The sequence below is a fragment of the Emticicia fontis genome (assembly GCF_054779675.1).
The window spans coordinates 563,323-576,214 of record NZ_BAAGXU010000066.1 but is presented as its reverse complement, the minus strand read 5'-3'; the positions used below and the strand labels follow the sequence as shown (position 1 = coordinate 576,214).

At 38.4% G+C, this 12,892-nt stretch carries 6 protein-coding genes; 3 read left to right on the top strand and 3 right to left on the bottom strand.

All coding sequences use genetic code 11. The annotated features are described in order from the left end of the window. Positions 1 to 204: 204 nt before the first annotated feature. Together ACYVFA_RS27750 and ACYVFA_RS27745 are read right to left on the bottom strand one after the other, a co-directional pair. Entirely contained in the window at positions 205 to 1,017 is an 813-nt protein-coding gene (locus tag ACYVFA_RS27750) for an MBL fold metallo-hydrolase (protein WP_460475124.1), read from the bottom strand. A gap of 51 nt (positions 1,018 to 1,068) precedes the next feature. Continuing rightward, positions 1,069 to 4,272 (bottom strand): glycoside hydrolase family 3 N-terminal domain-containing protein, encoded by a 3,204-nt coding sequence (locus ACYVFA_RS27745; RefSeq protein ID WP_460475123.1) that lies wholly within the window; start codon positions 4,270 to 4,272, stop codon positions 1,069 to 1,071. Between the two features lie 377 nt (positions 4,273 to 4,649). On the opposite strand from ACYVFA_RS27745, the gene lon reads away from it, so the two are divergent. Next, complete coding sequence (gene lon / locus ACYVFA_RS27740; protein WP_460475122.1) at positions 4,650 to 7,106, top strand: endopeptidase La; 2,457 nt, start codon at positions 4,650 to 4,652, stop codon at positions 7,104 to 7,106. 82 nt (positions 7,107 to 7,188) lie between these two features. Here lon and ACYVFA_RS27735 read toward each other — a convergent pair whose 3' ends face one another. Further along, the gene (locus ACYVFA_RS27735) at positions 7,189 to 8,067 is read right to left on the bottom strand and encodes a DNA-3-methyladenine glycosylase family protein (protein WP_460475121.1); all 879 of its coding nucleotides are present in this window, start codon (positions 8,065 to 8,067) and stop codon (positions 7,189 to 7,191) included. A gap of 278 nt (positions 8,068 to 8,345) precedes the next feature. Between ACYVFA_RS27735 and ACYVFA_RS27730 the strand changes: the two genes are divergently transcribed. Together ACYVFA_RS27730 and ACYVFA_RS27725 are read left to right on the top strand one after the other, a co-directional pair. Further along, a complete protein-coding gene (locus ACYVFA_RS27730) occupies positions 8,346 to 10,574 on the top strand; it encodes a GEVED domain-containing protein (protein ID WP_460475120.1) in 2,229 nt (742 codons plus the stop codon). A gap of 49 nt (positions 10,575 to 10,623) precedes the next feature. Next, entirely contained in the window at positions 10,624 to 12,867 is a 2,244-nt protein-coding gene (locus ACYVFA_RS27725; protein ID WP_460475119.1) for a GEVED domain-containing protein, read from the top strand. The last annotated feature ends 25 nt before the right edge of the window (positions 12,868 to 12,892 follow it).

Here is a 12,892-nt window from a genome sequence, read left to right as displayed (position 1 = left end):
GTCTTTAACTTTGCCGCGGTAACGGTCTGTTTTACCTGATTTGATGATTTTGTCTTGAACTTTGATTTAACTAATTGACCTGCTTATATTGATTTTGCTTGAAACTTGGATTTACTTATTGATAATCATGATCATTCTATTGCTGAATTTTCAGTGAAATCATCAAATCAGCTAAATCAAAGTTCAGACAAAATAATCACACAATCACTCGTTAGATATTGCCGCTTCAACCATATATCTCACTGAAACATCATTGGATACAAGAATTCTAATCAAGTGATTCTCTCTCAAATGCATGGCTTTGATGATTTCTTTGACTGAAAGTCCCTTCTGATACAGGTTTCTGACATTTCCGCCAAAGTCTTCAAAATACTGTAATTTGGCTTGCATTTGTTGTTTTCCGTCTTTCAAACGTGGATGATGTCCACAAAAAAGCACATCAAAGTCGTATTGAAGCACTTTTTTAAAGGATTCTACCTGTTGCCAGAATTTCTCTCCTTTTCTGAATATCCTGATTTTTATGCCTACAAACAAATCGCCCGAGAAAAGCCAGCCTTTATTGGGTTCTAAGAAAACGGTATGGTCGTCAGCGTGCCCGGGTGTATAAATGGGCAATAATGTGTGGTGTGGAGTCTCAAAAATTACCGGAAAATCGTGTATCTCTTTTGTATAAGGTTTTACCTGTCCAAACAATACCTTCTCATATAAATATAAGTCAAAGCCCTGCTTTACTTTTGCTTGCGTAAGTGGGTGGGCAAATACCTCTGCCTGATGCTCATGTGCTAAAGCTGTAACATTTCCCGAATGGTCTTCGTGGAAATGCGTCAGCAAAATCTTTTCAATGTTTTTGTGCTGAAAAGTAGCGCTAACTTTCTGTTGACAATGTGCCTGTGCGGTATCGATTAATACATTATCTAAAATAAAACAGTACACATTGAACCAAGGTTTGCCGATGAGAGCATAACCAAACCGGAAGAGCTCAACATCGGCAAATTTCCTGTATTTAAGATATTGCATTTTTCTAAGAAATAAACCTTTACGTATATCTATAGAATAAGGTTTGTCTTATCACTTCACTATTTTATAAATCTCGTCGCCTATGGCTGTTCTGATATTCAAAGTGCTGATTTTTACATTGTCACGCGTCGGATACACGCGGTTCGACAGGAATACGTACGCAAAATTATACTTAGGGTCAACCCATACAAAAGTGCCAGTAAAGCCTGAGTGTCCATAGCTTTCAGGAGTTGCTAAGGTTGGACCATTAGCTACTTTCGGATTGAAATCTATTTTATCAAAGGCAATGGCTCTGCGGTTTTTCAATTCAGGGAACTGGTATCTGGTACACTCTTCTACTACTTCCGGCTTAATAAATTGTGTGCCGCCATATCTACCTTTTTGCAGGTACATCTGCATCAGTTTTAATAAGTCATTGGCATTGCCAAATAAACCTGCATGGCCCGAAACACCATCTAACATACCTGCGCCTTCGTCATGTACACGTCCATGAATCAAAGTTTTTCTGAATAACGTATCTCTTTCTGTCGGTACTATTTGCGATTTCGGATAGAAGCGCAATGGATTATAAGTAAGAGAGTTTGCTCCTAACTGTTTATAGGTCTGTTTCAGATAATCTTCCCATGGCATACCTGTAATGCGAGGCATAAATGTTGGATAGGTATAATAGTGTAAATCGCTATATACATAGCCTTGTTCTGGTTTTACAGGAGAATCTTCAATGGCCTGAAAAATCTTCTCTCTCCAATCTTTATGCAACCATAAGCTATCCGATACTTGTACAGGATACTCGGCTGATTGTTTATTAGAAAGTGTATGTTTCTTCAATACTAAAGTGTTAGAAGAAAGGGTTTCTTTCCACAAATTTTTGTCTTCTTTAATGGCTTTCATGAGTAGAGCATTATATTTCTTTTTACTCATGAAGAACTTCTTCTTGTATTTATTAGCGTATTTCTCTTTAAATACAGGGCTATTCCTCACACTTTTCACCGAGTCAATGGCATCCATCCAGAAAGGAATCCAGGCTTTCAATCCGGATTTATGCGTCAGCATATCTCTGAATCGTAAATTGGCTTTGTTTGAATTATCAAATTCAACATAGTAATCTTTGAAAGTCTTGTCTAAATCAAATTTACCTACACTCATCAATTGCATCACAGACAATAAAGAAGTGCTTACTTTAGTTACAGAAGCTAAATCGTATAAATCTGTCAATTTTACTTTTCCACTTGAGATGGTATTAGTTGGAGCGCTCAATACTAGATTATTACTGGTATTCTTTACCTTTTCGTCCATTACATCATTCTTATTGTCGGCTCGTAGCACCAGGTCATTCATATTATTTCCGCCTGCTTTGGCTGCTTCATAGGTATGATAGCCGAAGGCTTTGTGGTAAATCACACGACCTTCTTTAGCTACTTCCAATACTGCCCCAGGATAGGCTTTTTCTCTTAACCCTAAATTCACAACGGAGTCCATCTTGGCATTGAAAACCTCGCTACTCAAGCCTACCATTTCAGGCACACCGTAAGCCAAACGACCTAATGCTTTAGTTTGAATACTTAATTCTAAAGGATATTTTTCATTAACTGTTACAGGCAGTTTACCTATGAATGGGATTGCCCCAAAAATGGCTTGTGCCGAAGCATCTTCCATATAATTGGTCAGCTGATAAGCCATTACAATGGCTTTCGCTTTCTCCAACTCTTCAAATTTATCAAGCGCGTAAGGATTACCAAAGAGGGCCACTACGGCTTTTCCTGTATTGGTAAATGCTTTTACTGCTTTTTTATTAGCATCAGTCACTCCATATTTTGCTGCCGGACGGATATTATTCAGATGCACACCAACTACAATGAGATCATGGTTTTTGGTTTGCTCTAGTACTCTGTTAATGGTAGAATCAGCGGCATTGGCGGGAATCAGAAAATTATCGACCGCAGTATAGTTTGCTGCCATTTTCTGGAAAACTGTTGGCTGGCTGGCATCTATGGATACTACGGCAATTTTTTTGGTTAAGTCTTTGATTGGTAGAATATTGTCCTCATTCTTTACCAAAGTAACAGAAGCCTCAGCAAACTGACGGTTTAAAACATCAGAAGTAGTGGTATTCAGGTCTTTAATCAGGTTTTCAATCTGAATTGGTTTGTAGCGGTCAAGACCAACCCACGATTTTGCCATCAGAATTCTTTTCACTCTGAAATCAATTTCTTCCATTGATATTTCTTTTTTCTCAATGGCTGCCTTGATAGCTGCAATGGCTGCAGGTACATCTTCAAAAGTTTCCAAAATATCATTACCTGACAGAATGGCTTTTACATTGGCTTGTCCGTTCGGAAAATATTTTACGGCTCCCTGCATATCCATGGCATCAGTAAATACCAATCCCTTAAAACTCAAATCTTTGCGAAGCAAATCGGTTACTATATTTTTGGATAGGGTAGAAGCTAAATTCTTGGTTGAATCTAGTGCCGGAATACTTAAGTGTGCCGTCATCACCCCACTTAAGCCACTATTGATTAACATTTTGTATGGGTACAATTCAATCTCATTCAGGCGTTTTTTATCATGTGTAATTAATGGTAAATCGTAGTGGGAATCTACGCCTGTATCGCCATGACCCGGGAAGTGTTTCGCTGAGGTAAGAATACGCTCGCTATTCATGCCTTGCATATAGGCAAGCGCTTTGCCGGCTACATCATATTTGTTTTCCCCAAAAGAACGGAAGTTAATAACTGGATTATTGGGATTATTATTGACATCGACCACAGGCGCATAATTCACATGAACACCCATTCTACGGCATTGCTTTCCGATTTCGATACCCATTTCTCTGATCTCTGCTTCCTTGCCACGCATAGCACCCAGAGTCATCTGGTAAGGGAAACGCACAGTGCTATCCAGGCGCATGGCTAAGCCCCATTCCAGGTCCATACCTACCAGCATAGGTACTTTAGACATTTTCTGCAACTCATTTACGATGCGGGCTTGTGTGGTTGGTTGGCCTGCAAAAAACACCAATCCGCCCAATTTATAGTCTTGCACCCATTTTTTGAGCTTATCAAAATTATACCCTTGTCCAGAGGTATTCCCACGTGGCATCAGTAACTGACCGATTTTTTCTTCTAATGTGAGGGTATTAAAAACAGAATCTACCCAACGTTGGTTATAGTTAGTAAGAAAGTCTGGTGTTTTTTGAGCAAATGTGGATAAGGTGTTGATAAGTAGGAAAACGAGCAACAATACTTTTTTCATGAGTTTACAATTTTGTCAGAATAGAAATCAAATTAAATCAAAAATTGCCAATAATCCTGCAAGGTTTTCGAAAGGAGAGAAGATTTAATGGCTTTACCTGCCACAATGCCATAGTATTCAGGTTGGCATCAGGTTTGAACTATAAAAAAAACGAATATATATTTTTATTATTCAAAACGTTTTGTACTTTCACTCTGACAATCTGGCAGACAAATTTTTGCAGTTATCCGCCATTTGGATGTATGATGAGGGATTAGTAGGTTTTAATAATAATCAATATTTTGCTGTATAATAAATGGTTTCTTCGTATAAAAGAAATCGTATAGACGAATCTAAATTTGTGGTACATGAATCGTGAACTAATCTCCAGCCTAGTTATGGCACGCCAAGACGTAGAAAACGTAGAAATGATTGAAATCGCTTCACCTGATGAAGTGATGGAAAATGAAAATAATTTGCCAACAGATCTGGCACTCCTTTCTTTAAGAAACACTGTTTTGTTTCCCGGTATTGTAATACCAGTTACAGTTACAAGAGCAAAATTCATCAAAATGGTAAAAAAAGCGTATCGTACTGATAAGACTATCGGTGTGGTAGCGCAGATACGCCATACACCTAATGAGCCAACTCCGGAAGATTTATATAAAGTAGGTACAATTGCGACTATCTTAAAAATGATTGTATTGCCCGATGGTAATGTAACGGTTATTATTCAGGGTCGTCGTCGTTTTGAGATATTGCAGTATAACCAGACCGAACCGCATTTAACGGCTTCGGTAAGATATATTCCGGATAATTTTCCGAGTGTTCGTAAGAAAGAAATAAAGGCTTTGATTCAGAGTCTGAAGGAAGCAGCGTATAAAATTCTGAATCTGAATCCTGATATACCAAAAGATGCACAGATGGCTATCAGTAATATTGATAGTCCGAGCTTTCTGACTCACTTTTTATCTTCTAACCTGAATATCGAAATCAGCGAGAAACAATTGTTGCTGGAAACTTTCGATGGTAGTGAGCAAGCACATAAATTGCTTGAACACATGATGAAGGAGATTCAGGTATTGGAAATCAAACGTGATATACAGAGCAAAGCGAGTCTTGACATAGACCAGCAACAAAGAGAATATTATCTGCGCCAACAGATAAAGGTATTGCAAGAAGAACTGGGCATGGAAACGCCTGACCAGGAAGTGGAAAAACTCAGAGCCAAAGGCGCAAAAAAGAAATGGGGCAAAGAAGCCAATGAACACTTCAATAAGGAATTGAATAAAATTCTGAGAATGAACTCAATGGCACCCGAGTATGGCGTATCGTTGACTTATGCGGAAACGATGATAGAATTGCCCTGGAATGAATACTCTAAGGATAATTTTGACTTGAAACGCGCCAAGAAAATATTAGATGCCGACCATTCAGGACTGGATAAAGTAAAGGAGCGTATCATAGAATATCTGGCTGTCCTGAAATTGCGCAGTGATATGAAAGCGCCGATTTTATGCTTATACGGCCCTCCGGGTGTTGGTAAAACATCTTTAGGTAAATCAATTGCCAAGTCTTTAGGCCGTAACTATGTACGTATGGCCTTAGGTGGTTTGCATGATGAAGCCGAAATACGCGGACATAGAAAAACATATATAGGTGCCATGCCGGGCAAGGTGATACAAAACCTGCAAAAAGCGAAGGCATCAAATCCGGTATTTGTATTAGATGAGATTGACAAAGTTTCGCGTGATTTTCGTGGCGACCCTTCTTCTGCTTTGTTAGAAGTTTTAGACCCTGAACAAAACTCAACCTTCAAAGATAATTACCTGGAGGTTGACTACGACCTTTCGAAAATATTATTCATCGCTACTGCCAATTCATTAGATACCATTCAGCCACCTTTGAGAGACAGAATGGAAATCATTGAAATTTCGGGCTATACGGTAGAAGAGAAAATCGAAATTGCCAAAAAACATCTGGTGCCGAAACAATTAGAGCAACACGGTATAAAGGTAAAAGATTTGAAAATAGATGATAAGGCTATTCAGAAAGTAGTGGAAGGCTATACCAGAGAATCAGGTGTGAGACGTTTGGAGCAACAGATAGGTACTCTGGTAAGAAAGATAGCAAAAGCAATTGCCATGCAGGAAGAATATCCTAAACTGGTAAAAGCAGAGCATGTTGAAAAAATGCTGGGTGCACCGATATTCGATCATGATTTATATGAAGGGAATGAAACCGCAGGTGTAGTTACAGGCCTGGCCTGGACATCAGTAGGAGGGGACATTCTATTCATCGAATCGAGTCTGAGCCGTGGTAGAGGGCAGTTAACTCTCTCGGGTCAGTTAGGAGACGTAATGAAAGAATCAGCAGTAACGGCACTTTCTTATCTGAAATCTCATGCCGAAGAAGTTGGTATCGATTACCGCATTTTCCAGAATTACGATTTGCACGTACACGTGCCGCAAGGCGCTGTACCAAAAGATGGCCCATCGGCGGGTATCACGATGGTTACCTCAATGGCTTCTATTTTCACCCAAAGAAAGCTGAAACCAAATCTGGCCATGACGGGTGAGATTACGCTCAGAGGTAAAGTATTACCTGTAGGTGGAATCAAAGAGAAAATCTTAGCGGCTAAGCGTGCAGGTATTAAGGAGATAGTGATATGTTATAAAAATCGTAAGGATGTTGAAGAGATAGGAGCGGCTTATACAAACGGATTGACTTTCCACTATGTAGATTATGTGCAGGAAGTATTAGATATCGCTTTATTACCTGAAAAAGTAGAAAAAGCTATGAATTTCATATTCCCTGAAGAAAAGAAAGAAGCACAACCTGTTGAAATGGTGTAGCTCTTTTATTTCAATATCGTAATTAAACCGTTGAGAATATAAATAAGTACGATAGCAGATGTGTTGGGCATCTGCTATTTTTTTATCCTAATAGTGAATGCCAGAAGTAAAAAGTAGCATATCCACGCCAGCCCGACCAGTTAGCTGACATTTGATGTAATTCGGTAATGCTTGGTTTTCCAGACAGACCATATTGCGTTTTTACGGCATTATGCAGCCCCACATCTTCTACCGGAAAAGCATCATAGCTTTTCAAACTCTTCATCATCGAATAGTTAGCCGTCCAGTTGCCTACACCTTTAATAGCGATTAATTGTTGCTTGATTTCGTCGTAAGTAAGAGAAGATAATTTGTGTTGCGATAACGTACCGTCTGCAAATGCTTTGGAGATATTAATGATATATTGCGCTTTCCCTCTACTGAATTGATAGGGTTGGAAATCTTCAATCTGTAAACCTGCCAGCGTTTCAGGAGTAGGTAAAGCATAAAAAGTTTCGCCTTCAAAAGTAACGCTTTTACCAAAAGTATGTACTAAACGTTGTTTTAAGGCATAAGCAAAATTCAGATTGATTTGCTGCCCGATAACCGACCAGACTAATGATTCAAACAGGTTGGGCATACCGACCATTCTCAACCCATGATATTTCTGGCAAAGCTGGTGCAGAATAGGGTCTTGCTGGGCTATCTCATAAAAGGTTTTCAAATCAGCAGTTAAATCAAACCAATCTTCAATGTATGCCCTGATTATCTCCTGAACAACCGGTGATTGATTATCGGTATGAATAGTAGCTATGAGTCCATTATCAAATGAGATGGAGAATAAAACCAATTCATCGTTTATTTCTAAAACTTTGTAGATGGTATTGTCTTTAATGCTATGCAGGCACTCTTTTTCATTGCGCGATAAGAACTTGATTAACTCTTTATAACTAAATTCTGCCGGGGTGGATATATGTATCATTTAGGCTTAGGATTTCGATAAATTAGAGTAAAATAAATACCTGAAAATAATATTTTGATGAATAGTTGAAAAAATAAATGAGAAGCTATAACTTAGTGATTCAGAGTAGCTTAAGTACAACACCATAAAAGAAATAGCGGTTCTGTCATACTGAAATCCCCTGGCGCTTATCTCCCACAGTATTGCCTCAACGAATAGTCAAGATGGTTTGTTCTTACTATTGAATCCATCTTGAATGTTTTAAATTTTAATCCATTTATTTCAACTGACCTAATTTTATGAAAAAGACATTGTCTTTGCTGACAAGCCTGTTATTACTTGTTTCTTATGGGTATGCCCAACATAGAGTATATAAAAAGATTATGTTAGCCAAAACACAGCTTACCGCTTTAAAAACGACTACACTTTTTAATAAACCTGTTTCTGCCAATACACAAAACGCACTTGTATCTAACACTACTGCAATAGAATTTTCGCTCAATCAGGCTGAATTAACTAAATTAGAACAGAAAAAAGCTCCCTTTTTAAATTTAACTATCCCGTCTTCTAAACAGAATGCTTTTGAACTGGAATTAATTCCCATTAATATCTATGGCCCGCAGTTTAAATTACTGAACTCTCAGAATAAAGAAACTTTATCTTCTAAAGGTTTTCATTATCAAGGTATTATTAAAGGGGATAGTACGTCTTTAGTTGCCTTGAGCATTACCAACGGAGAGGTAAGTGGGTTTATTTCTAACCAGAACGGTAATCATATATTAGGTAAACTAAAAAGCTCGAAGCAGTATATTTTGTATAACGATAAAGACCTGATGCATAAAGGCACTGCTGATTGTGGAGTAAGTGACGAATCAATTAAACAAATAGTCAGTACCGAAGTTAGCCAGACGACTAGCAATAGTTCTGTCTCTTGTGTGCCTATTCAGATTCATCTGGAAGCTGACCACAAGATATATCAGGACCATGATTCAAGCACAGTATTGACAACCAATTTTGTGACAAATCTGTTTGCACAGATAGCAGTTCTATATAGTAATGAGGGCATAGGTATTCAGGTTTCAGAAATCAAAATATGGGAGGTTACAGACCCTTTTGCATGGACAGTTACTTTTCAGCAGCAATATTTTGCTTATGTAAGTTATATAGGTGAAAATTTTAACGGACATCTCGCTCATTTGATGTCAGGGCGTGCTCTTGGTGGTGGTAAGGGTGAAATAGACCAGTTATGTAATAAAGGTAAATCTATCAGTTCAAGAATAGATACAATAGTAGTAGAAGTCCCCACTTATTCATGGAGTGTCAACCAGATTGCACACGAAATTGGCCATAATATAGGTTCACCACATACCCATAATTGTGGATGGCCGGGTGGGCCTATTGATAATTGTTGGTATACCGAATCTCCAACAGGAGGAACCGGACAGTGTGGTTCAGGGCCTCCACCTGTCAATGGAGGTACTATTATGAGTTACTGCCATCTTACAGGTCATGGTATTAATTTCGCTCATGGTTTTGGAACTTTACCTGGTAATCTTTTAAGAAGTCGTGCCCAGGCTTGTCTGGGTATTACCACTCCGCCTATTAGTCTTTCTGCTATTAATGTTTATAGCAGTACTGCTCATCTCTTGTGGGAGCATCCGGTAGGAGGAGGAGAATATACTATTGAATATAAACCTGCCTCATCGGGCACCTGGACAAGTAAAACAACCACTAAAAATGGAATGGTTATTACAGGGCTTTTAGCTAATACTGTATACGACTGGCGTGTAAAAGTAGATTGTTCTACTTATGCGACAGATATTTTTACAACTAATAACCAGCCTGCAATCAATTATTGTGATGTGGCTTATCAGTACAATTGTGATGTGTGGTTTTTGAAAATATACAGTTTTAAGGTAAATAATGTAGACTTTAGTAACGATTCTTCATGTCCTCCAGTGGGAGAGCAAGCGTTTCTTTTTAGTCCTATCCGGAATCTGAATGTTGGGCAAACACATACTTTTAGTATTCATACAGGTAGTACAGGAGGCTCTTATTCTCAAGCCTCTTTATGGATTGATTTTAACAAAAATGGCATTTTTGAAACTACTGACAGAGTTTTCGCTACAATGGATTCCAGTAATACAGGTACTATTTCAGGGTCTTTTACCTTACCTGAAAGCACTGTCAGGCAGCAATACACACGTTTGAGAGTCATTTTAGCTAAGGACGAAAAAGCTCTCTCTCCATGTGGCCCTTATTATACAGGCCAAACCGAAGATTATTTAATAAATATTGGAGGCGAATGCCCGTCAATTGTATCACTTCAGAACCCGGTAAACAATATTACGGCAGGAAGACAAACCATACAGGCACGCGCAACAGGCGGCACTATCAATGCTACCAATCAGATTGATGGGATAGGTACAATGGTAACTTATCAGTCGGCAACAGTCAATCTTTTCCCAGGTTTTAAGGCTGAAAAAGGTACAGTATTCAAAACAGAGCCAGGCGGGTGTAGTTTTTAGTGAAAAGCAATATGTTTTTAAATCCATTTATTTTTAACAACCTATTATTATGAAAAAAAGTGGTTCTTTATTAATAAGCTTTTTAATGCTTGTTTTGTGTAGTCATGCACAAAATAAAATATATAAAGAAGTGAGTGCTGCCAAAAAACAATTGATTCCACTAAAAGCCTCTACACTTTTTTATTCTTCTAAATCATCTCTTCGGAAAACCAGTTTGGGATTGGCAGCAAACAGTTCGGCCATAGAGTTTTCAGTCAATAAAACTGAATTGGCCAGACTATCACAAAAACAGGTTCCATTTCTGAATCTGACTGTTCCGTCTTCTACCGGGAATAATTTTGAATTAGAGTTAATTCCAATTAATATATATGGTCCGCAGTTCCGGTTACTCAATGCGGCCAATCAGGAGGTGCCTTTTGTTAAATCTATACATTATAAGGGTATTGTTAAAGGTGACCCGAATTCGTTAGTATCCATTAGCATCAGCAATAATGAGGTAAGCGGCTTTATCTCTACTAAAGAAGGTACGCAGGTTTTAGGTAAAATCAGAAAATCGGAGAATTATATATTATATAATGATAAAGACCTGCTAACCAAAAAGAAATATGAGTGCGGGATAAGTGAAGAAAAAATGAGACAAGTAGCAGACGCTGTTTCATGTAGTACTGCCCCTGTCCGTGATAGTACGACAGCCTGTAATCCTGTGCTGGTTCACTTAGAGGCCGATTACCAGATATATAAAGATCAGGATTCGAGCATGGTAACTGCTACTAATTTTGTAACCCATTTATTTGCGCAAGTAATCATCTTATATGATCGTGAATTGATAGACGTACAGATTTCAGAATTGAAAGTATGGGATACTCCCGAGCCTTTTTTTCAGATGTACCCTATATCTAATTTTCAACAGCTTTACTATACCTTTGGCTTTTATTTAGACGGAAATTTTAATGGACATATTGCTCATCTGTTGTCGGGTAAACCTTTAGGAGGGGGTATGGGCGAAATAAATGTATTGTGTTATAAAGGTTGGTCTATCACTACAAGTGTAACTGATACAGTAGTAGAATTACCTACTTATTCAAGGGCTGTCAAGGTAATTACCCATGAGATAGGGCATAATCTAGGTTCATACCACACCAACAGTTGCTACTGGCCTTGTGGTGCGCTTGATAATTGCTGGACAGTTGAGCCAGGGCCCAATGGAGGGTGGTGTGGTTTAAGCCCATTTCCTGAAGTTAGAGGCACTATTATGAGTTACTGTGATATAGGGGGAGGTACTATTGATTTATATAATGGTTTTGGAGTGGTGCCCGGAAATCATATAAGAAAAAATGTACAGGCTTGTTTGGGTAATACAAGACCTACTGTCAATCTTAAAGCTGTCAATGTATACAAAAATACAGCACATCTTTTATGGGAGCATCCGGTAGGAGCAGGGGAATATACAGTTCAATATAAACCGGCTTCATCAAATACATGGATAAGCAAAACAACAACTAAAGAAGGGTTTGTCATTACAGGTCTTTTAGCAAATACGGTGTATGACTGGCGTGTAAAAATCGATTGCTCTCCTTTCACAACTTCGACCTTTACTACCAATAACCAACCCCCTGTCGAATATTGTACGGTGAATTATACCTATTCTTGTTATCAAATGATGGTAAAGATGGTGGCATTTGAGTTGAATAACGTTTTTCTGAGTTATGACTATAATTGTGTTGAGGATGGGGAACAAAGGTTTAACTTTATTCCGGTTAATACTTTTACTAAGGGGCAGGTACAAAATTTTAAAGTTCATACGGGTAGTACAGGAGGATCTTATAAGCATGCCTCCATCTGGATAGATTTTAATAAGAACGGTATATTTGAAACCACAGACAGAGTTTTTATAACGAAGGACTCTACCAATGACTCCCCTATCTCAGGCGCATTTACAATCCCGGATTCGGTTGTTGCACAGAAATATACACGTATGCGTGTAATGTTGATTATGGACGAAAAACCTTTGGCTTCCTGTGGTACTTATCTAGCAGGTGAGGTTGAAGATTACTTAATAAACATTGAAGGTAATTGCCCGACAATTGTTTCCCTTTATAGCCCTATGAACAATATTGTAGCAGGCGGCCAAATCATACAAGCCTTAGCCACAGGTGGTATTATTAATGCAGCCAATCAGATTGATGGAACAGGCACAATGGCTACCTATCAATCAGCAGCTATTAATTTATCGCCCGGTTTCAAGGCTGAGAAAGGGACAGTATTTAAGGCAGAGACAGGAGGGTGTAATTAAAATGAGTGAATTAGTGATTGAGTGA

Excerpts from the sequence above, each read along its gene's own strand:
- lon (WP_460475122.1), top strand. The coding sequence starts at position 4,650 with ATGGCACGCCAAGACGTAGAAAACGTAGAAATGATTGAAATCGCTTCA.
- ACYVFA_RS27745 (WP_460475123.1), bottom strand. The coding sequence starts at position 4,272 with ATGAAAAAAGTATTGTTGCTCGTTTTCCTACTTATCAACACCTTATCC.
- ACYVFA_RS27730 (WP_460475120.1), top strand. The coding sequence starts at position 8,346 with ATGAAAAAGACATTGTCTTTGCTGACAAGCCTGTTATTACTTGTTTCT.
- ACYVFA_RS27750 (WP_460475124.1), bottom strand. The coding sequence starts at position 1,017 with ATGCAATATCTTAAATACAGGAAATTTGCCGATGTTGAGCTCTTCCGG.
- ACYVFA_RS27725 (WP_460475119.1), top strand. The coding sequence starts at position 10,624 with ATGAAAAAAAGTGGTTCTTTATTAATAAGCTTTTTAATGCTTGTTTTG.
- ACYVFA_RS27735 (WP_460475121.1), bottom strand. The coding sequence starts at position 8,067 with ATGATACATATATCCACCCCGGCAGAATTTAGTTATAAAGAGTTAATC.